Raw genomic sequence first — 19,361 nt, forward strand, 5'->3', positions numbered from 1 at the left:
GGGCACCCGCCCGCCCCGCCCCCCGCGGGGCGCGCGGCGGCCCAAACACCCGCGGCGGCCGCGGGCCGCTCGGGCGCGGCGGGCCCCTCCCCCCGGGCGGTCCCCGGGGCGGCCCCCCCCGGGCCCACGGCTCCGGTGCTGGTCCTGGCCGGAGGAGCCGACGGCGGCCCGAGCCCGGCCCTCGCACGCCGTACCGCCGACGCCTTCCCCGAGGCCGAGTGCGTGGTGCAGCCGGGCGCGGGGCACTACCCCTGGCTCGACGACCCGCAGTGGTTCACGCGGCGCCTGGCCGCCTTCTTCTCCTGACCGGAACGGCAGGCCCTCTGCCGTCGGCAGAGCGGGCCCGGCGCAGCGGCACCCCTCGCCTACCGTGCCCGGCGTGAACACACCACCGCACACCGCGCAGGCGAACGGCATCACCCAGGCCTATCGCGTCCGGGGACCGCAGGACGCCGAGCCTCTCGTGCTGCTGCACGCCCGCGGCGCCGACGGCGCGGACTGGGCCGGCAGCGCCCCCGCCCTGGCCGCCGGACCCCGCCGCGTGTACGCCCCCGATCTGCGCGGGCACGGCCGCAGCGACTGGCCCGGCGGATACGCGTACGAGACCATGCGCGACGACATACGTGCCTTCCTCGGGGCGCTCGGCATCCAACGCACCGTCGTCGTGGGCCACTCGCTCGGCGGGGCCGTCGCCTAGCTGCTCGCCCAGCACAGCCCGGGGCTCGTACGGCGGCTCCTCCTGGAGGACGTGCCCGCGCCCGTTCCGCTGGACCCGCCGCGGCCGCGCGCCGAACGGCCCGGCGGAGACCTGCCGTACGACTGGGCGATGATCCTTGCCACCGACGAACAGCGCAACGCACCGAACTGCAGGTGGTGGGACCACGTGGGGAGCATCACCGTGCCCACGCTGCTGATCGGTGGCGGGCCGAGCAGCCCGATCCCCAGGAGCGGATCGCCGCATTCGCGGAGCTGCTTCCCGGCGCCCGGCACATCAGCGTCGACGCCGGGCATCTCGTGCACGAGGCCCGCCCGAGGGAGTTCCTCGCGGCCGTGGAGGGGTTCCTCAGCCCTGCGGACCGTACGCCGTCATGAAGCGGTCGCGGAACTTGTCCATGCCCCACCGGGGAGCGTTCCCGGCCGGCTTGAGGCCGTCCGTCCAGCCCCAGTCGGCGACCCGGTCCAGGACCTTCTCGTCGTGGGCGACGATCGTCACCGGCACGTCCTTGCCGGTGTCCCCGGCGGTGACGGTCGGCACCGGCTGGTGGTCGCCGAGGAAGACCAGCACCGTGTCCTCGTCGCCGTAGCGCTCGACCCACTCGGTCAGGCTCCGGATCGAGTACTCGATGGCGCGCCGGTACTCGGTGCGCACCTTCTCCGGGTCCTTCCAGACCTCCGTGGGGTCGGTGCCCTCCTTCTTGATCCGGTGGAACACCGAGCCGTCGCCGAGGTCCTCCCAGTCGATCATCCGGGCGATGGGGGACCAGGGGTTGTGGCTGGATGCGAGGATGATCTCCGCCATGATCGGCTCACGGTCCTTCTTGCCGTGCTCCAGCCGCTCGAAGGCCTCCATGCTGAACTGGTCGGGCACGGGCGTCCAGCTGAAGTACGGGCCGTGGTAGCCGAGGTGCTCGGAGTCGTAGATGTGGTCCAGGCCGAAGTACTTCCCCTCCGGCCAGGCCCGCCGCACACCCGGGACGATGCCGACGGTCCGCCAGGCACCCGTCTTGCCGAAGTACTTGGTCAGCGTCATCCGGTCGCTCGTGGTCAGGCTGCGGTACCGCTGCTGGTTCTTGATCCACAGGCCGGACAGGAAGGTCGAGTGGGCGAGCCAGCTGCCCGCGCCCGTCACCGGCGCCTGCAGCCAGCCGCTGCGCGACTCGAAACCGGCCGCCTTCAGCCTGCCGGTGCCCTCCTTGAGCACGGCGTCGGTCTGCTGCGCCATCGCCGGATCGTCGATCGCGACCCGGCCGTAGCTCTCGATGAACGTGAACAGGACGTCCTTGCCGCGCAGCCCCGTGAGCAACTGGTCGGGCGGCGTCTTCGCGAACGCGTCCACGGCGGCCTGCTTCTCGAAGACCCGGGCGTCCTTCAGGCCCGCCCGGACCTGCTCCACCCGGTTGCCCAGGAATTCCGCGTTGCCCTTGGTGGCGATCGGAACGGTGCCGATCTGCACGCCCAGCGTCATGCAGGTGATCCACACCGTGCCGAGGATCAGCGTGGTACGGGCGGCGACGGGCCGGTGCCGGACCATCAGGTGCGTCAGCCGCACCACGGCGAGGGTCGTGAGGACCAGCACCCCGACGAACAGGACGATCACGCCGGCCACGGCCAGCACCTGGCCGGTGCGGCCGAACGTCTCTCTCAGGAAGTCCGTGCCGTTCTCGATCAGTATCCAGTCCAGGACCAGGTCGAAGGGCCGGGCCAGGATCTGGTAGAAGCCCATGTCGACGAACTTCAGGACCGTGACCAGGCCGAGGAACACGCCGGTGACCACGGCCGCGATACGACGGGGCTTCGCGGGCAATGCGAGCAGCAGGCCGGCGAGCAGCACGCCCTCGGCGGGGATGCGGACGAACGACGCGAACTCGATCTTCTCGATCCGGTTCGGTACGAGCAGCGCGAACAGGACGAGGGCACCGGCCAGCACGCTGATGCCGATGGACACGCCTCGTGCCGTACGGGGGTGGCGGCGCCGCCAGCCGAACCAGCCGGGCTTCGCCGCGCCGGGGGGCGCCGCGGGCGGCTGCTCGGCAGGGGCCGTCTTCGCCTCGCCGGCGCCCTCGGAGGCGTCAGTGACGCTGCCCTCCGGATCCGCCGTATGGGTGTCGTCATCCGGTTCCGCCCCGCCCTCGGCCGTGTCCGAAAGCTGACGGGAGCGAGTGAAGAGCGACACCCGGTGGTCCTTCCGTGCGGTCTTGCTGGCATGGCTGACAGAGCCCGGAGACCGAGCCTGCCACCACCAGTACGTCCGCACGTCACCATGGGTTCAATGGTCCGGCCGGACAATCACCCGTTCGCCGTCACCGCCACCTCCCGCGCCCACCGGTAGTCCGCCTTGCCGCTCGGCGACCGCTGGATCGACTCGGTGATCACCAGCTGGCGCGGGATCTTGTAGCCGGCGAGCCGGTCACGGCAGTGGGTCTGCAGGTCCTCCAGCGACGGCGGTACCGCGCCCGCGCGCAGTTGCACCACCGCCGCCACATGGTGGCCCCACTGAGGGTCCGGCACCCCGGCCACCAGCGCGTCGTAGACGTCCGGGTGGGACTTGAGGGCCTGCTCGACCTCCTCCGGGTACACCTTCTCGCCGCCGGTGTTGATGCACTGCGACCCCCGGCCCAGGACGGTGACCACGCCGTCCTCGTCGACGGTGGCCATGTCGCCCAGCAGCACCCAGCGCTCGCCGTCCTTCTCGAAGAAGGTCGCGGCGGTCTTGGCCGGGTCGTTGTAGTAGCCGAGCGGTACGTGTCCGCACTGGGCGACCCGGCCCACCTCGCCGGCCGCCACCGGTGCGCACGTGGCCGGGTCGACCACCTGGGTGCGGGCGTTGACCCGTACCCGGAAGCCCCGCTCCGGGCCGGAGTCCTCGGTCGCCGTCCCGTTGAAGCCCGACTCCGACGAGCCGAAGTTGTTCAGCAGCATGGCGTTCGGCACCAGCTCCTGGAACTGCCGGCGCACCGTGTCGGACATGATCGCGCCGGACGACGACACGCTGAACAGCGACGAGCGGTCGATGTGCCGCAGCGGACCGCTCAGCGCGTCGATCAGTGGCCGCAGCATCGCGTCCCCCACCAGCGAGATGCTGCCGACCTTCTCCTTCTCCACGGTTCGTAGGACGTCCTCGGGCGCGAACTTTCGGTGGATCACGACCCGCTGGCCGAAGTTGAAGCCGATGAACGCGGTGAGGGTGGAGGTGCCGTGCATCAGCGGGGCCGTCGGGAAGAACGTGATCCCGGTACCGCCGGCCGCGACCCGCTCGGCGAGCTCCTCCGGCTTCTTCACCGGCTCCCCGGTCGGCGCGCCGCCGCCGAGGCCCGCGAAGAACAGATCCTCCTGCCGCCACATCACGCCCTTGGGCATCCCGGTCGTGCCGCCGGTGTAGATGATGAACTGGTCATCGGCCGAGCGGGCCGGGAAACCGCGCCCGGGCGACCCGGCGGCCTCGGCCCGGTCGAACTCCGCACAGGGCACCTCTGCGGCTCCCGGCGCCGGAGCGCCCACCCGGATCAGATGCCGCAGCTTCTCCGCCCGGGGCAGCGCCGCCGCCACCCGGTCCGTGAACTCGGCGTCGAAGACCAGCGCCGCCAGGTCCGCGTCCCGGTAGAGGTACACCAACTCCTCCTCCACATAGCGGTAGTTGACGTTGACAGGGACGATCCGCGCCTTGAGGCAGCCCAGCACCGTCTGCAGGTACTCCACGCCGTTGTAGAGGTGGAGCCCGAGGTGTTCACCCGGGCGGATCCCGCTGTCGAGCAGATGGTGGCCGACGCGGTTGGCCGCCGCGTCGAGCTCCGCGTACGTGAGGCGGCGCTCCGCGCCCGTGCCGGGATGGTCGGCGTACACCAGCGCCTCTCGGGCGGGGACGACGTCGACGACCGACTCGAACAGGTCGGCAAGGTTGTACTCCACCGCTCCTCCTGACCCCGGGCGTGCCTGGCATCGGACGGTTCGCCGGTCATCAGAGCAAAGGGCGGTTCAACTGTGAAGGGTCCGCGCGAAAGAATCTGACTGTCTGTCAGAAAACCCTTGAAGTGCTCCCCGCCCTACTGCAACCTGTTCTCGTTCCACGAGAGGGGAGTTCGCCATGGGTGGGACGGAACACCTCACCGTGCAGCGCGAAGGCGCCACACTGGTGCTCACGCTCAACAGGCCGGAGGCCAGGAACGCGCTCTCGCTGCCGATGCTCGTCGGCCTCCACGACGGGTGGCTGGAGGCCGACGCGGACGACTCGGTCCGCTCGATCGTCTTCACCGGCGCGGGCGGCTCGTTCTGCTCCGGCATGGACCTCAAGGCCCTCGCCGGGAACGGTATGGCCGGAGAGGAGTACCGCGACCGGCTCAAGGCCGACCCCGACCTGCACTGGAAGGCGATGCTGCGCCACCACCGCCCGCGCAAGCCGGTGATCGCCGCCGTCGAGGGGTACTGCGTCGCGGGCGGCACCGAGATGCTCCAGGGCACCGACATCCGCGTCGCCGCCGAGTCCGCCACCTTCGGCCTGTTCGAGGTGAAGCGCGGCCTGTTCCCCATCGGCGGCTCCACCGTCCGCCTGCAACGCCAGATCCCGCGCACCCACGCCCTGGAGATGCTCCTGACCGGCCGCCCCTACAGCGCCCGCGAGGCCGCCGCCATCGGCCTGGTCGGCCATGTCGTCCCCGACGGCACCGCACTCGACAGGGCCCTGGAGATCGCCGAGCGGATCAACTCCTGCGGCCCGCTGGCCGTCGAGGCCGTCAAGGCGTCCGTCTACGAGACCGCCGAGATGACCGAGTCCGACGGCCTCGCCGCCGAACTCACCCGAGGCTGGCCGGTCTTCGACACCGCCGACGCCAAGGAGGGCGCCCGCGCCTTCGCGGAGAAGCGACCGCCCGTCTACAAGCGCGCCTGACCGTGCGCGCCGACCGAAGGAGCCCTCCGGCATGTCCGAAGTCCTCAAAGCCCCCCTCGTCGTCGAGTTCCCCTTCACCCGTTCCCTCGGCCCCGTCCAGAGCGCGTTCCTGACCGGCCTGCGCGAACGCGTCGTCCTCGGCGTCCGGACCGGCGACGGCCGCACCCTCGTCCCGCCCGTCGAGTACGACCCCGTCACCGCCGAGGAACTCCGCGACCTGGTCGAGGTCGCCCCCACCGGCACCGTCACCACCTGGGCCTGGAACCCCGCCCCGCGCCGCGGCCAGCCCCTCACCACCCCCTTCGCGTGGGTCCTGGTCCGCCTCGACGGCGCCGACACCGCCCTCCTGCACGCCCTCGACGCCCCCGGCCCCGCCGCCGTGCACACCGGCATGCCCGTCCGCATCCGCTGGGCCGGGGAACGCACCGGCGCCATCACGGACATCGCCTGCTTCGAGCCCTGTGACGGCCGCCGAGCCGAACCGACGGGACACACCGGTGAGTTCGAGGACCCCGTCACCGGCATCGTCGCCGCCGCCCGCCTCGACTACACCTACTCGCCCGGCCGCGCCCAGACCGCCTACATCAACGCCCTCTCCGGCCGGCGGACCGTCGGCGAGCGCTGCCCGTCCTGCCGCAAGGTGTACGTCCCCCCGAGGGGTGCGTGCCCCACCTGTGGGGTGGCCACGTCCGAACAGGTCGAGGTGGGGCCGCGCGGCACGGTGACCACGTTCTGCATCGTCAACATCAAGGCGAAGAACCTCGACATCGAGGTGCCGTACGTCTACGCCCACATCGCCCTCGACGGCGCCGGCCTGGCGCTGCACGGCCGGATCGCCGGCATCCCGTACGGCGAGGTCCGCATGGGACTGCGCGTCGAACCCGTGTGGACCGAGGGCGCCCGCTACCCCGACCACTACCGGCCCACGGGCGAACCGGACGCGGACTACGACACCTACAAGGAGTTGCTGTGACGAGCGCACCGCGGGACCGCGAGATCGCCGTCGTCGCCTTCGCCCAGACCGGCCACCGGCGCACCAGCGAGGAGCTCTCCGAGGTGGAGATGCTGATGCCGGTGCTGCACGAGGTCCTCGACCGGACGGGCCTGAAGACCGCTGACATCGACTTCACCTGCTCCGGCTCCAGCGACTACCTCGCCGGCCGCGCCTTCTCCTTCACCCTTGCCCTCGACGGCGTCGGCGCCTGGCCGCCCATCTCCGAGTCGCACGTCGAGATGGACGGCGCCTGGGCCCTGTACGAGGCCTGGACGAAACTCCTCACCGGCGACGCCGACACCGCCCTGGTCTACGCGTACGGCAAGTCCTCGCCCGGCTCGGTCCGCGACGTCCTGACCCGCCAGCTCGACCCCTACTACGTGGCACCCCTGTGGCCCGACTCCGTGGCACTCGCCGCCCTCCAGGCGCAGGCCCTCATCGACGCCGGTGACACCGACGAGCCCGCTCTCGCCGCCGTCGCCTCCCGCAACCGTGAGGCAGCGACCGCCAACCCCCACGCACAACTGCGCGGCCCCGTGCCGCAGGGCGACTACCTCGTACAACCCCTGCACACCGGCGACTGTCCGCCCATCGGCGACGGCGCCGCCGCCGTGATCCTCGCGGCGGGGGACCGGGCCCGTGAACTGTGCGCACGCCCCGCCTGGATCCGCGGTATCGACCACCGCATCGAGGCCCACGGCCTCGGCGTGCGCGACCTGACCGACTCGCCGTCCGCCCGCCTGGCCGCCGAGCGGGCCGGAGCCTTCGAGCGACCCGTCGACACCGCCGAACTGCACGCGCCCTTCACCGCGCAGGAGATCGTCCTGCGCAAGGCCCTCCGGCTCGGCGAGGACGTGGTCGTGAACCCGTCGGGCGGAGCCCTCGCCGCCAACCCGATCATGGCCGCCGGTCTCATCCGCATCGGCGAGGCCGCCGCCCGCATCCACCGCGGCGCGTCCGGCCGCGCCCTCGCCCACGCCACCTCCGGCCCCTGCCTCCAGCAGAACCTGGTCGCCGTACTCGAAGGGGAACCCCGATGAGCAAGGAGCCCGTGGCCGTCGTCGGCATCGGCCAGACCAGGCACGTCGCCGCCCGCCGGGACGTCTCCCTCGCGGGACTGGTCCGGGAGGCAGCTCAACGCGCCCTGCAGGACGCCGACGTGTCGTGGGCCGACATCGACGCCGTCGTGATCGGCAAGGCGCCCGACTTCTTCGAGGGCGTCATGATGCCGGAGCTCTACCTCGCCGACGCCCTCGGCGCCGTCGGCAAACCCATGCTCCGCGTGCACACCGCCGGCTCCGTCGGCGGCTCCACCGCGCTCGTCGCAGCGAACCTCGTCGCGGCCCGCGTCCACGGCACGGTCCTCACTCTCGCCTTCGAAAAGCAGTCCGAGTCGAACGCCATGTGGGGCCTGTCCCTGCCCATCCCCTTCCAGCAGCCCCTGCTCGCCGGGGCCGGCGGGTTCTTCGCCCCGCACATCCGCGCGTACATGCGCCGCAGCGGCGCGCCCGAGACGATCGGCGCGCTCGTCGCCTACAAGGACCGCCGCAACGCGCTCAAGAACCCCTACGCCCACCTGCACGAACACGACATCACCCTCGACAAGGTCATGGCCTCGCCCATGCTGTGGGACCCGATCCGCTACTCGGAGACCTGCCCCTCCTCCGACGGCGCCTGCGCCATGATCCTCACCGACCGTGCCGGAGCCGCCCGGGCACCGCGACCGCCCGCCTGGATGCTCGGCGGGGCGATGCGCAGCGAACCGACCCTCTTCGCCGGCAAGGACTGCGTCTCCCCGCAGGCCGGGCAGGACTGCGCGGCCGACGTCTACCGCCAGGCCGGGATCACCGACCCCCGCCGCGAGATCGACGGCGCCGAGATCTACGTGCCGTTCTCCTGGTACGAGCCGATGTGGCTGGAGAACCTCGGCTTCGCCGGCGAGGGCGAGGGCTGGAAGCTCACCGAGGCGGGCGTGACCGAACTGGCCGGGGACCTGCCCGTCAACATGTCGGGCGGTGTGCTGTCCGCCAACCCCATCGGCGCCTCCGGCATGATCCGCTTCGCGGAAGCGGCACTCCAGGTGCGCGGGCAGGCCGGAGAACACCAGGTGGACGGGGCTCGCAGGGTCCTCGGACACGCCTACGGCGGCGGATCGCAGTTCTTCTCGATGTGGCTCGTGGGCGACCGGCCGCCCGACTCCTGAAAGGTCCCCTTCACGTGCCCTGTTGGCCGTGGGACACGATCGCTAGGCTGGCCGCGGACGACGAAACCGGGAGGAGCACGGACGTGGCCGAGACCACCACCCAGCAGCGCCCGCTCACGGGCTGGGACAAGCCGGAGCTGGACCTCACCAACGCACAGTGGCAGTCCAGCAGCCGAGGGCGGGGGGATGTCCAGATCGCCTTCGTCGAGGGCTTCATCGCCATGCGGAACAGTGCCCGCCCGGAGAGCCCTTCGCTGATCTTCACGCCCGCCGAGTGGGGTGCGTTCGTGTCGGGAGCGCGGGAGGGAGAGTTCGACCTCACCTGAGGCCGGGCGAACCATCCCGGACGGCCGGGATCCGGCGGCCGATCCGGGGGTGTTCCGCCCGCAATTCCGGACACGCGACCGGAGGCAGCTTCCCGGAGCCGGCACCTGAGTCAGGCTGGCCCCCGGGAGGGGACGGTCGGATCCCGGAGGTGAGGAACCCATGAGCACCCTGCCTGTCGTCGCGGCGGTCGACGGTTCGGACGACAGCCTGCGGGCCCTGGAATGGGCTGTCGACTCCGCTCGCCGGCGCGCGGCACCGCTGCGCGTGGCGCACGTACGCCAGTACGCCCACTGGGCACAGCCCGAGCTCCTCGCCGCCGGCCCCACCGACCCGCAGGACGACCCCGTTCTCGATCAGGTCCGCACCCACCTGGAGGGCCGCACCGACCAGCCGGACACGGAGTACGTCGGCCTGGAAGGCGCGGCCGGAGCGGTCCTGCCCGAACTGGGGTCCACCGCCCAGCTCCTGGTGCTCGGCTCCCGGGGCCGCGGCGGCTTCGCCAGTCTGCTGCTCGGCTCCAACAGCATGGCCGCCGCCCGCGACGCCGAGTGCCCCGTCGTCGTGGTGCCCCGGCCCGGACGCGAGGTCCCCGACGGGGCGCCGGGCGGTCCCGGCTCGCGGGTGGTCGTCGGCCTGAAGGTGGACGGCCCCGACGAGGCGACACTCGAATTCGCCTTCGCCGAGGCCGCCCGGCGCGGTGCCCGTCTCCAGGCGGTCGCCGCCTACCCGTGGCCGGCGCAGCCCTGGATGATGCCCGGGGAGATGCCCCCGCCGATCGTCGACCAGAACGTCATCGAGGACGAGACCCGGGTCCTCGCCGACGGCTTCCTCGCCCCGTACCGCGAGCGGCACCCGGACGTCCCGATCGAGCTGGTCCCGGCGGCGGGCGACGCGGCCGGCCACCTCGTCGCGGCCTCCCTGGACGCCGACCTCGTCGTCGTGGGCCGGCACCGGCGGCGTCTGCTCTCACCCGTCCGCATGATGGGCTCGGTCACCCACGCCGTCCTGCTGCACGCCGCGAGCCCCGTCGCCGTGGTGCCACCGTCGCCCTCGGCGGACTGACCTCGCCGTCATGGATAGGGCCAGGCCTATCATCAGCCGCATGCGGGAACCGATCAGCAGGGACGCCCGGCTCGCCCTGGACCTGGCCCTCACCATCCGCCACGACGGCAACGGCGACGTCGCCGACGACCTGACCGACCCGGCAGACCTGACCGCCTGGGTCCGGGCACACCCCGCGGCCCTGCCGGCCGTTCCTCGCAGCCGACCCGACGACCACGACGAGCCGGGGCGGCGAACCGGCAGCATGGCCACCCCGGCCGACGCCGCGCGGCACACCGGCCGAGGGAGTGTCGCCGCCGATCCCGCGCGGCGCGCCGACCGAGGCGCTGCTGCCGATGATGCCCCGAGGCATGCGGGGCCAGGAGGTGGCCCCGGCGATCCCTCGCACGGGGGAGATCGCGAGGACTTCCCCGCCGACCCCGCCCGGCGAGGCGACCGCGAGGCCTCGCCCGGCGGCCCGGCAGCGCGGCCGGCCGTCGGTGACGGCGGCGGTGCCGGGTTCACCGCCGACGCCGCGCAGCTCACCGCCGTCCGCGAGCTGCGGGCCGCCGTCCGTGCGCTCTTCGCCCGGGTCGTGCGCCCCGGCGAGCCGAGCCCTGCGGACGCGGCCCGGCTCATGCCCCTGCCGGAAGCGGTGCGGTGTCTGAACGAGGCGGCCGCCCGCACCCCCACCGTGCCGGTCCTGCACTGGTACGAAAGCGCCACCCCGGTCGTCCACCAGAGGCCCGTGCGTGGCGGTGACGACCTGACCGCGGCCCTCGCGCACGCCGTGATCGCGTTCCTCGCGAGCCCCGACCGTGACCGGCTGCGGGCCTGCCACGCGCCGCGCTGCGTGCGGTACTTCCTCAAGGAGCACCCGCGCCAGGAGTGGTGCAAACCCTCCTGCGGGAACCGCGCCCGAGTGGCCCGCCACCATCAGCGGCACAAGGCGTGGGCCTAGGCCGACCGGTACCGGCCGAGCGGTCTCGCACCGATCATGGCGGCAGCCGGCAATCCGGCCTACCCGGTCCGCCGCCCGCCCCGCACTTCGCAGGCCGGGACACGTACCATGGGCGACATGTCGTTCCTCCGCCGCCGCAGCGCCACTCCCGCCGGGCCCGACTTCGACGTACTGGCCATGGACCCGGGTGACTGGCCCGGGAACCTCGGTGCGGGACTGCTGCCCGCGCCCGACGGCACCTGCCAGGGCGTCTTCCTGCGCTATGACCTGTTCGGTGGCCGCGGCCCCGCGATGATCATCGGCAATCTGCCGGAGGGCTCCCCGGCCCGCGAGGTACCCGAGGGCCAGGTCCCCTTCGAGGTGGCCCAGCTGCTGCTGGCGCTGGAGAACGACGAGGAGGTCACCGTCGTCAGCACCGAGGACGTACCGGTGATGCAGGGCGACAACCTTCTGATCGTGCGCCGCGTCAAGCTCTCCGAGGGCCGGATCTCCTGCGTGCAGTTCGACCGCAGCGACAACGTCCTGGTGACCATCGCCGCCTGGGACCGCCCCATCACGGACGACCTCTACGCCCTCCTCAAACCGCTGCCCGCGGAACTCTTCCAGCAGGGCTGAGCAGGAACCGACCGCACACGGAAGGGCCGCTGTACGCCGGCCCCGGCATACAGCGGCCCTTCCGTCCCCGTCAGCGAGTGCCGACCGCCGCGCGCACGGCGCGCCGGGCCAACTGGCAGTCGTCGTGCAGCCGCCGCAGCAACAGCCTCTGCTCCTCGCCGGTCGGCGCAGCACCCGGGTGAGCCGTGCCCGGTGCCGCCGGGGCCGCGTCGTGCATCGAACGCTGCACGGCGGTCTCATAGGTACGGATCTCACGGGTCAGCACCAGCATCAGGTTCACCAGGAAGGCGTCCCTGGACGCGGGCCCCGCCGACTGGGCGATCTGACTGATCTGACGGCGAGCGACCGGTGCGTCCCCGAGCACCGACCACAGCGTCGCCAGGTCGTAGCCCGGCAGGTACCAGCCGGCATGCTCCCAATCCACCAGCACTGGACCGGCTGGTGACAGGAGAATGTTCGACAGCAGTGCGTCGCCGTGGCAGAACTGGCCCATGCCCTGCCGCCCGGAAGCCTGCGCGATGCCGTGCAGCAGCTTCTGCAGGTCGCCCAGGTCCCGGTCGGTGAGCAGGCCCAGCTCGTGATACCGGGAGATCCGGGCCGCGTAGTCGAGCGGGGCGTCGAACGTGCCCGCCGGTGGCCGCCAGGCGTTCAGCCGGCAGATCGCGCCGAGTGCCGCTCTGATGTCCGCCCGGGGCGGCGCCTCCGCCGGGTGCCGCTGGAGCGCCGCCACCCGGCCCGGCATCCGCTCGATCACCAGGGTGCAGTTGTCCGGGTCCGCCGCGATCAGTCTCGGCGCCCGCACAGGAGGGCGGTGCCGGACGAACGAGCGGTACGCCGCTATCTCGTGGCGGATCCGCTCGGACCATGCGGGGGAGTGGTCCAGTAAACACTTGGCGACAGCCGTACTGCGACCGGTCGTACCGACCAGGAGCACGGACCGTCCGTTGCGGCGCAGGACCTGCACCGGGGCGAACTCGGGGCAGATGCGGTGCACGGACGCGATCGCCGTGCGCAACTGCGCGCCCTGAGAGCCGGACAAGTCGAGTCTCCCGCTGAGCGGTTGGGTGCCGAGGACCGCGCCGCGCCGAGCCCTGCCCGCACCGAGCACGGGGGCCGCCGGCCGCGCGGGGGCGAGGTAGGGGCCGCTGTCCGTGGGACGCGGGTGCAGCGACCGGGGCGGTGCGGACACGGAGGACGATGCTGTGTACATGGGCGAAACAGATCCCTTCGTGTGCCTGCGACGACAGCGCATCACCCGGCCCGGAAGCCCGGGAGAACCCTGGGGAGTGTCCCTGGCGACCGGGTCGGGGTGGCGCGTTCCTACCTGACACCGGATGGCCGGTGGCACACCATCTGGCGCACCCTGGCGAACCCTGGCGAATAGTCGCCCGGCAAGTCTCCCCGGGCTACTGTCAACTCAGCCGAGAACCTGGGGGCTTGACGTGAGCGGACAACCCAACACCCGGCTCGCGGACCTGTTCGGCCTGGCCGGCTGGTCCAAGGGCGAACTCGCGAGGCTGGTCAACCGGCAGGCGGCGGCCATGGGCCATCCCCAGCTGTCGACCGACACCTCCCGGGTGCGGCGGTGGATCGACACGGGAGAGATCCCGCGCGATCCGGTGCCGCGGGTGCTGGCGGCTCTGTTCACCGAGCGTCTCGGCCGTGTCGTGACCATCGAGGACCTCGGTCTGGTCCGGCACGGGCGTGCGGGGAAACGGCAGGGCGGCGGGAGCGCCGATGCTCCCGACGGTGTGCCGTGGGCGCCCGAGCGGACTGCTGCGGTCCTCACCGAATTCACGGGAATGGACCTCATGCTCAACCGACGCGGCTTGGTGGGCGCGGGCGCCGCGCTCGCCGCGGGATCCGCACTCAGCAGTGCCATGTACGACTGGCTGCACACCGACCCTTCCCTGGCTGCCGACGCCCCCGACCTCGACCATCCCCTGCACGCCGACCCCGCTGGGTTCGACCGCTACGAGGCCACCCCCATCGGGTCGCAGGAGATCGAGGAACTGGAGCGCTCGGTCGAGGTGTTCCGCGCCTGGGACGCGGCCCGCGGCGGCGGGCTCCAGCGCAAGGCCGTGGTGGGCCAGCTCAACGAGGTGGGCGGCATGCTCGCCTACCGTCACCCACCCCACCTCCAGCGGCGCCTGTGGGGCGTCGCCGCCAACCTCGCCGTCCTCGCGGGCTGGATGTCGCACGACGTCGGCCTCGAACCCACGGCCCAGAAGTACTTCGTCATCGCCGCGCACGCGGCCAGAGAGGGCGGGGACCGGCCCCGCGCGGGTGAGGCACTGTCCCGCGCGGCCCGCCAGATGGTCCACCTGGGCCGGCCCGACGACGCCCTGGACCTGATGAAGCTCGCCACGTCCGGTTCCGGCGACGAGGTGCTGCCCCGCACCCGGGCGATGCTCTACACCATCGAGGCCTGGGCACAGGCCTCCATGGGCAAGGGCCAGGCGATGCGCCGCACGCTCGGGCGGGCGGAGGACCTGTTCGTCTCCGACAAGGCCGACGTACCGCCGCCGGACTGGATGCAGACCTTCAAGGAGGAGGACCTCTACGGCATGCAGGCCCTGGCCTACCGCACGCTCGCCGAGTGGGAGCCGGGCGCGGCCGCCCATGCCCAGCACTACGCGGAGAAGGCCCTGGCTCTGCGGGTCGACGGCCGGCAGCGGTCGAAGATCTTCGACTACCTGTCGATGGCGTCGGCCTGTTTCATCGCCGACGACCCCGAACAGGCGGACCGCTACGCGCGACTGGCCCTGGTGTCGATGGGATCCAACTCCTCCCATCGCACCTGGGACCGGCTGCGCCAGATGTACCGCCTCACCGCCGAGTACTCCGGCTACCCGAAGATCCAGGAGCTGAGGGAGGAGATCAAGCTCGCTCTGCCGAAGACGAAGGGCAGGGGCGGCAGCCGCGCACCGGCCTGAGATTCCTAAGACATGACCTTGGCGACGAGCACACAGGCGTTGTCCTCGCGCTCGCTCTCGCCGAACTCCTGGACCACGGTCCGTACGCAGTCCTCTGCCGTGCGGTTCCCGGCCAGACGGGGCGCGAGGCCGAGGAGGAGGTTCGCGGCGGCCGATCCGGTGTGCCCGGGTACCAGCCCGTCGGTGTGCAGGAGCAGCAGGTCGCCGACCTCGAGTGTCTCTTCGGCCTGCCCGTAGACGGCGCCCGAGGTGGCGCCGAGCAGGACGCCGTCCGGTGCGTTCAGCACGCGCCCCGTCCCGTCGCGGAACAGCAGCGGGGCGGGGTGTCCGGCCTGCGCCCATACCAGGGTGCGGGTCGCGGGCCGGTAGCGGCAGCAGACGGCGCTGCCCAGGGCGGGTTGCACGGTGGCGTCGAGTAACTGGTTCAGCCAGGCCATCAACTGCCCCGGCTGGGCACCGGCCATCGCCATGCCGCGTACGGCACCCAGCAGCATGGTCATGTTCGAGGTGACGCCGACTCCTTGGCCGGTGAGATCGCCCACGCTGAGAAGCGTTTCGCCGCCGGTCAGTTCGAGTGCGTCGTACCAGTCGCCGCCGATGAGTGTCTGCGTGGCCGCCGGCAAGGTGTGGGAGGCGAGGTCGAGGGTCCTGGGGCCCCGGTGCGGGAGCCGCAGGGAGCCGCGCCACGACGGCAGCACGGCCTCCTGCAGCTCGACCGCGAGCCGGTGCTCGCTTCGCGCGGCCTCCTGACGGTGGTGGAGCGAGTCACGGGTCTCGCTCACCGCCCGCTGGCTGCGGCGCAGTTCGCTGACGTCGCGCAGCACGGCCCACATGGAGGCGGTGCTGCCGTCAGAGTCGAGCACCGGTTCGCCCATCATGTGCACGGTCCGTACGTCGCCGCCCCGGCGGGCGATGCGGAACTCGCCGTCGATGGGCCGGGCGTCGACGAGGCAGTCGGTGACCATCGCCGTCAGTTTCGGCCGGTCCTCGTCCACGACCAGTGAGGGCAGCTCGTCGAGGGTGAGCGGGGGAGCGGCCGGGTCGCGGCCCAGGATCTGGAAGAGCTCCCCGGACCAGCTGGCCTGGTCCGTCAGCAGGTTCCACTCGGCACTGCCGACCCGGCTGAGCAGGGAGCCCGGCGAGGGTGCGGCAGGTTCAGGGGCCGCCGCCGTGGGAAGGGGGCCGTCCCGCAGCTGGGCCAGGTGCTCGTCGAGGTCGTTGAGCTGGTGCAGGGCCAGGTCGTACAGGGCGCGCTGCCAGCGTTCGCGCGGGTGGTCCGATCCCTCTCCCGCGGCGTCGCGGCGCACCGCGTCAACGTCGCCCTTGAGCCGCCGCGTCTGCGATATGAGCGCGTCGACCGAGCCGCGTCCGGGCGGCTGGGCGGCGGGGCGGTCCGCGGAGAGGTGGGACGGCATGACGCACTCCGATGCGGGGACGGTACGACCAAGGCGGACGGAGGGACCGTTACGACTGTTGCACAGCCCGCGACGCCCTGTAAGGGATTCGGCGACACACGATACGGTGGTGCTTCTGGCATATGCCACAGTCTCACGGAGTTACTCCGAGGTAGGTGCGGAGTGCGCCACCCGGAGATCCAAGTCGTAGATTACACAGGGAATTTGACGACCCGTCGGGATGGCGATGCTGTGTACTCCGGGTGTTCGACGGCCCTGTGTTCGATCCTCGTCGGGCAGGGACTCCAGGGCCGTCGAGTGCCTCCCGGGGGAGGCCGACCGGTGCTCCGTCAGTACCGCAGCACCCCGGCCATGCCGTCCGCCTCCCCGAGTGCGCCGTCCGGTACGAAGCGGACGTCGGCTCCGGTTTCCAGGCACTGCTCGACGATCTCGTCCACGATGTCCTCGCGGGAGTCGAGGTCGCCGCTCTCGGCGAGGACCAGGTGGTCCCCGGCGTCGCGGACCGTCACACGGTAGTTCTCCTCGACGGCCAGCAGCCGGACGCGGCCGTCCCGGGCGCTCTGCCACAGCTCGTCGACACCGGCGGCGAACTCCCGCCGTCCGCGGGCCGTTTCGAGGGCGCGGGTCACGGCGTCGGTACCCCTGCGGGCCTCCGCCTCGACCACCGGGCGTACGGCCTGCCACACGGTCTCGGCGGTCCCGTGCGCGAGCCCGCCGTGCGGGATGTGCACCGCACTCCGGGCGGTGCCGCCGACCTCGTCCAGCAGGGAGAGGGCGGCCGGCTCCCCGGTGACGTACAGCTGTCTCGGGTGCTCGCGCAGCACGGCGCTCATCGCGGTGTCGGCCTCGCGGAGGAACTGGCGGGTGCGTTCCTCCCGGAAGGCGCTCGGTGTGTCGCCGATCCGCTGCTGCCGTTCCGGGTCGAAGTTCTCCACGCGCCGGGTCAGCGGGAAGCCTCCGAGGCGGGCCCCGGCGACCCGGTCGACGCCGCCGTTCCAGAGCACGGCGCGGTCCGCGGCGAGGGACAGGACCCAGAAGGGTCGCCCGGCCGTCTGGGCGGAGACGAGGTTGCGGGTGAGGAAGGTGTCCGAGAGCATCACGCGTTCGGGTACGGGCCTGGCCAGTGACCACACCTGGTGCTCGCCCGGAGCGGCGAAGATCGCCAGGCCGTCCTCGGCGTGTGTCAGGTCGATCTCGGCCATGGCCCGGTCGAGATGCCCGGCGACCTCGGTGCGCCGCTCACGGGTGACGGCCGGATCGGCCTCCAGTTGCCTCTTGGCCTCGGCCACCACATTGCGCAGCCGGACCTGGTCCTGGGCGTTGTAGGGATCGCGCCGATGTGTCGGCGTCAGCACGGAGACCGCGGGGTAGGGGCGCGGGCGCCGCAGCTCGGCAAGGTTCGCGGGACTCAGAACGTGCTCCATGACAGAACGATAGAGCGAATTCGCCATGAGGGCATTTGGGGCACTCGGTCTCATTCGTCGTCGCGGTCGGAGCCGCAGGAGCTGCCGTCCGGAGGGAGCGTTCCGTACAGCAGGAAGGCGTCGACCTTGCTGTGCACGCACTTGGACGAGCCGTAGCCGGTGTGGCCCTCGCCCCGGTTGTCGAGCACCACGGCAGAGGATCCGAGCCGCCTGGCCGTCTCCACCGTCCAGCGGTACGGCGTGGCCGGGTCGCCCCGGGTGCCGACGAGCAGCATCCGCGGCGTGTCGACGTCCTTGACGTCGTCGCGGATGTAGTCGGTGCCCTTGGGGCGGCCGTAGCACATCAGCACCTGGGTGAGCCGGTACCGGCCGAAGACCGGGGACGCCTGCTCGTAGCGGGCGCGCAGCCGGCCGAGGTCCTTGGTGATCTGTGCGGCGGCGGGGCGGTCGGGATCGTCCGCGCAGTTGACCGCCATCAGCGCCGCCGGCAGGTTGTCGAGGGGCACGTCCGCCGGGTCGGTGAGTCCGGCGTGCGGGCTGCGCCGCGGCGGGAGGGTGAAGCCCCCGGACAGGAAGGCCTCCAGGCCGCTCGGGTCGCCGTCCTCGAGCAGCCGGCCGATGGCCCGCTGCAGTGAGGGCCACAGCTCCCTGCTGTAGAGGCCCTGCCCGAGGGCGCCGGCGAAGTCCTGGCCGGAGAACGCCTCGCCGAACTCGCTCGGCAGCGGGTCCTTGTCGAGCGATTCGACCACCTGTACGACGTGTTCCCGGGCCTCGCGCGGGTTCCGTCCGAACGGGCAGGCGATGTCCTCGGTGCACCAGGTCAGGAAGTTCTCCAGTGCGGTCTGCTGCCCCTGGGCACTCACCACGCCCTGGTCGGCCAGCGGCTCGGTCAGCGTGTCGACGCCGTCCAGCACCATCCTGCCGACCTTCTCGGGGTACTGGGCCGCGTACACCGCGCCGAGCCGAGTTCCGTAGGAGAAGCCCAGATAGTTGAGCTTGTCGTCACCGAGCGCGTCGCGCATGACGTCCAGGTCGCGCGCGGCGTTGACCGTGCCGATGTGGGGCAGGACCGGGCCCGAGTGCTCGGTGCACTCGGCCGCCGCGGCGCGCAGCTCTTCGAGCACGGCCCCGGGATCGGTCACATCGGCGTTGCCGTCCGTGGCGTCCAGGGCGTTGTCCGAGGCGTTTCCGCAGGTCACCGGCGAGGACCGGCCGACGCCGCGGGGGTCGAAGGAGACGACGTCGTAGCCGTTGGTCAGGCCCATGAAGTCCTTGCCGCCCATGGCGAGTTGGGCCACGCCCTGGCCGCCCGGGCCGCCGAAGTTCAGCAGGACCGAGCCCCGGGACTTGCCCGTGGCCCGGTAGCGGGCGACGGCGAGGTCGAGGGTGCCCTTCCCGGGCTTGGCGTAGTCGAGCGGGACGGTGACCTTCCCGCACTGGAGGTCCTTCGGCATGTCCATGCCCTCACACCTGGACCACGTGACCTTCTGGTCGTAGAAGCGCGTGACGCTGGGTGCGGGGTCGTCGGCGGCCGGCAGCGCGGTGCCCAGCAGGGCGAGCCCGGCCGTGCCGGTGACCGCGCAGCGTCGTATCGAGGGGCGCGTGGACAGCTTGGCCAGCATCGATGCCTCCAGGGACGCGGGGCGCCCCGCAGCGGACCGGGATCGGCGCCCTCGCTCACTTTAAGCGGGCCCCGGAAGCCCCGCCTCCGGGCGACCGGGGCCGGGCGACGCGCCCGGATTCCGCGCGGGACCGCCCCGCCCGCGAAGCTGTATACGACCGCATGCGAACGCATACGAAGGGCTTTACCGCTAGTTCGACAACCGGGCCGCTCGATGGAGTG

18 protein-coding genes and 1 pseudogene are annotated in these 19,361 nt (G+C 72.2%); 13 read left to right on the top strand and 6 right to left on the bottom strand.

Annotated features, from left to right (window positions below):
- The 3 genes from ACFU3E_RS34410 to ACFU3E_RS34420 form a co-directional block, all read left to right on the top strand.
- Window positions 1-306 (top strand): alpha/beta fold hydrolase (locus ACFU3E_RS34410; RefSeq protein ID WP_384167428.1); only part of this gene is annotated, 306 nt, incomplete at its 5' end.
- A 73-nt stretch (window positions 307-379) separates the two neighbouring features.
- Window positions 380-697, top strand: a complete 318-nt coding sequence (locus ACFU3E_RS34415) for an alpha/beta fold hydrolase (RefSeq protein ID WP_384167431.1) — start codon at window positions 380-382, stop codon at window positions 695-697.
- Window positions 698-870: 173 nt separating this feature from the next.
- Window positions 871-1,092 carry an alpha/beta fold hydrolase gene (locus ACFU3E_RS34420; RefSeq protein WP_384167434.1) on the top strand — a complete coding sequence of 74 codons (222 nt, stop codon included), beginning with the start codon at window positions 871-873 and terminating at the stop codon, window positions 1,090-1,092.
- On the opposite strand, the gene ACFU3E_RS34425 is transcribed toward ACFU3E_RS34420, so the two are convergent.
- A complete protein-coding gene (locus tag ACFU3E_RS34425) occupies window positions 1,064-2,893 on the bottom strand; it encodes a sulfatase (RefSeq protein ID WP_384167437.1) in 1,830 nt (609 codons plus the stop codon). The two genes, ACFU3E_RS34420 and ACFU3E_RS34425, sit on opposite strands and share 29 nt — an antisense overlap.
- 113 nt (window positions 2,894-3,006) lie before the next feature.
- Complete coding sequence (locus ACFU3E_RS34430; protein WP_384167440.1) at window positions 3,007-4,626, bottom strand: acyl-CoA synthetase; 1,620 nt, start codon at window positions 4,624-4,626, stop codon at window positions 3,007-3,009.
- A 175-nt stretch (window positions 4,627-4,801) separates the two neighbouring features.
- Here ACFU3E_RS34430 and ACFU3E_RS34435 point away from each other — a divergent pair, with 175 nt between their 5' ends.
- The 9 genes and pseudogenes from ACFU3E_RS34435 (at window position 4,802) to ACFU3E_RS34475 (ending at window position 11,743) form a co-directional block, all read left to right on the top strand.
- Window positions 4,802-5,602, top strand: a complete 801-nt coding sequence (locus tag ACFU3E_RS34435) for a crotonase/enoyl-CoA hydratase family protein (protein WP_384167443.1) — start codon at window positions 4,802-4,804, stop codon at window positions 5,600-5,602.
- Between the two features lie 31 nt (window positions 5,603-5,633).
- The gene (locus ACFU3E_RS34440; protein WP_384167446.1) at window positions 5,634-6,575 is read left to right on the top strand and encodes a Zn-ribbon domain-containing OB-fold protein; all 942 of its coding nucleotides are present in this window, start codon (window positions 5,634-5,636) and stop codon (window positions 6,573-6,575) included.
- A complete protein-coding gene (locus ACFU3E_RS34445; RefSeq protein ID WP_384167449.1) occupies window positions 6,572-7,636 on the top strand; it encodes a thiolase domain-containing protein in 1,065 nt (354 codons plus the stop codon). The genes ACFU3E_RS34440 and ACFU3E_RS34445 overlap by 4 nt, the downstream gene beginning before the upstream one ends.
- Window positions 7,633-8,799, top strand: a complete 1,167-nt coding sequence (locus ACFU3E_RS34450; protein WP_384167452.1) for a thiolase domain-containing protein — start codon at window positions 7,633-7,635, stop codon at window positions 8,797-8,799. Before ACFU3E_RS34445 ends, ACFU3E_RS34450 begins: the two co-directional genes overlap by 4 nt.
- Window positions 8,800-8,882: 83 nt before the next feature.
- On the top strand, window positions 8,883-9,125 hold the full coding sequence (locus tag ACFU3E_RS34455; RefSeq protein ID WP_010033039.1) for a DUF397 domain-containing protein: 243 nt from the start codon (window positions 8,883-8,885) through the stop codon (window positions 9,123-9,125).
- Window positions 9,126-9,285: 160 nt separating this feature from the next.
- A complete protein-coding gene (locus ACFU3E_RS34460) occupies window positions 9,286-10,188 on the top strand; it encodes a universal stress protein (RefSeq protein ID WP_384167455.1) in 903 nt (300 codons plus the stop codon).
- Between the two features lie 40 nt (window positions 10,189-10,228).
- Window positions 10,229-10,375 (top strand): annotated as a pseudogene (locus tag ACFU3E_RS34465) (ABATE domain-containing protein); the annotation flags it as partial.
- A gap of 57 nt (window positions 10,376-10,432) precedes the next feature.
- A complete protein-coding gene (locus ACFU3E_RS34470; RefSeq protein ID WP_384167497.1) occupies window positions 10,433-11,128 on the top strand; it encodes a CGNR zinc finger domain-containing protein in 696 nt (231 codons plus the stop codon).
- A gap of 117 nt (window positions 11,129-11,245) precedes the next feature.
- Window positions 11,246-11,743 (top strand): hypothetical protein, encoded by a 498-nt coding sequence (locus ACFU3E_RS34475; RefSeq protein WP_003987988.1) that lies wholly within the window; start codon window positions 11,246-11,248, stop codon window positions 11,741-11,743.
- A gap of 70 nt (window positions 11,744-11,813) precedes the next feature.
- Here the strand turns inward: ACFU3E_RS34475 and ACFU3E_RS34480 are convergent, their stop codons facing one another.
- The gene (locus ACFU3E_RS34480; RefSeq protein WP_384167458.1) at window positions 11,814-12,953 is read right to left on the bottom strand and encodes an aminoglycoside phosphotransferase family protein; all 1,140 of its coding nucleotides are present in this window, start codon (window positions 12,951-12,953) and stop codon (window positions 11,814-11,816) included.
- Window positions 12,954-13,185: 232 nt separating this feature from the next.
- On the opposite strand from ACFU3E_RS34480, the gene ACFU3E_RS34485 reads away from it, so the two are divergent.
- A complete protein-coding gene (locus ACFU3E_RS34485) occupies window positions 13,186-14,679 on the top strand; it encodes a hypothetical protein (protein WP_384167461.1) in 1,494 nt (497 codons plus the stop codon).
- A gap of 5 nt (window positions 14,680-14,684) precedes the next feature.
- On the opposite strand, the gene ACFU3E_RS34490 is transcribed toward ACFU3E_RS34485, so the two are convergent.
- The 3 genes from ACFU3E_RS34490 to ACFU3E_RS34500 form a co-directional block, all read right to left on the bottom strand.
- On the bottom strand, window positions 14,685-16,094 hold the full coding sequence (locus ACFU3E_RS34490) for a PP2C family protein-serine/threonine phosphatase (RefSeq protein WP_384167464.1): 1,410 nt from the start codon (window positions 16,092-16,094) through the stop codon (window positions 14,685-14,687).
- A 329-nt stretch (window positions 16,095-16,423) separates the two neighbouring features.
- Window positions 16,424-17,518, bottom strand: a complete 1,095-nt coding sequence (locus ACFU3E_RS34495; RefSeq protein WP_384167467.1) for a chemotaxis protein — start codon at window positions 17,516-17,518, stop codon at window positions 16,424-16,426.
- 50 nt (window positions 17,519-17,568) lie between these two features.
- Window positions 17,569-19,140: an alpha/beta hydrolase gene (locus tag ACFU3E_RS34500; protein ID WP_384167470.1), complete on the bottom strand. Its 1,572-nt coding sequence runs from the start codon at window positions 19,138-19,140 to the stop codon at window positions 17,569-17,571.
- Between the last annotated feature and the right edge of the window lie 221 nt (window positions 19,141-19,361).

This window comes from Streptomyces sp. NPDC057424 (genome assembly GCF_042803315.1).
GTDB lineage: Bacteria > Actinomycetota > Actinomycetes > Streptomycetales > Streptomycetaceae > Streptomyces.

Bases quoted from the DNA above. Each gene is read 5' to 3' on its own strand.
- ACFU3E_RS34450 (WP_384167452.1), top strand. From the start codon at position 7,633: ATGAGCAAGGAGCCCGTGGCCGTCGTCGGCATCGGCCAGACCAGGCAC.
- ACFU3E_RS34495 (WP_384167467.1), bottom strand. From the start codon at position 17,518: ATGGAGCACGTTCTGAGTCCCGCGAACCTTGCCGAGCTGCGGCGCCCG.
- ACFU3E_RS34470 (WP_384167497.1), top strand. From the start codon at position 10,433: ATGGCCACCCCGGCCGACGCCGCGCGGCACACCGGCCGAGGGAGTGTC.
- ACFU3E_RS34435 (WP_384167443.1), top strand. From the start codon at position 4,802: ATGGGTGGGACGGAACACCTCACCGTGCAGCGCGAAGGCGCCACACTG.
- ACFU3E_RS34500 (WP_384167470.1), bottom strand. From the start codon at position 19,140: ATGCTGGCCAAGCTGTCCACGCGCCCCTCGATACGACGCTGCGCGGTC.
- ACFU3E_RS34460 (WP_384167455.1), top strand. From the start codon at position 9,286: ATGAGCACCCTGCCTGTCGTCGCGGCGGTCGACGGTTCGGACGACAGC.
- ACFU3E_RS34480 (WP_384167458.1), bottom strand. From the start codon at position 12,953: ATGTACACAGCATCGTCCTCCGTGTCCGCACCGCCCCGGTCGCTGCAC.
- ACFU3E_RS34490 (WP_384167464.1), bottom strand. From the start codon at position 16,094: ATGCCGTCCCACCTCTCCGCGGACCGCCCCGCCGCCCAGCCGCCCGGA.
- ACFU3E_RS34440 (WP_384167446.1), top strand. From the start codon at position 5,634: ATGTCCGAAGTCCTCAAAGCCCCCCTCGTCGTCGAGTTCCCCTTCACC.
- ACFU3E_RS34475 (WP_003987988.1), top strand. From the start codon at position 11,246: ATGTCGTTCCTCCGCCGCCGCAGCGCCACTCCCGCCGGGCCCGACTTC.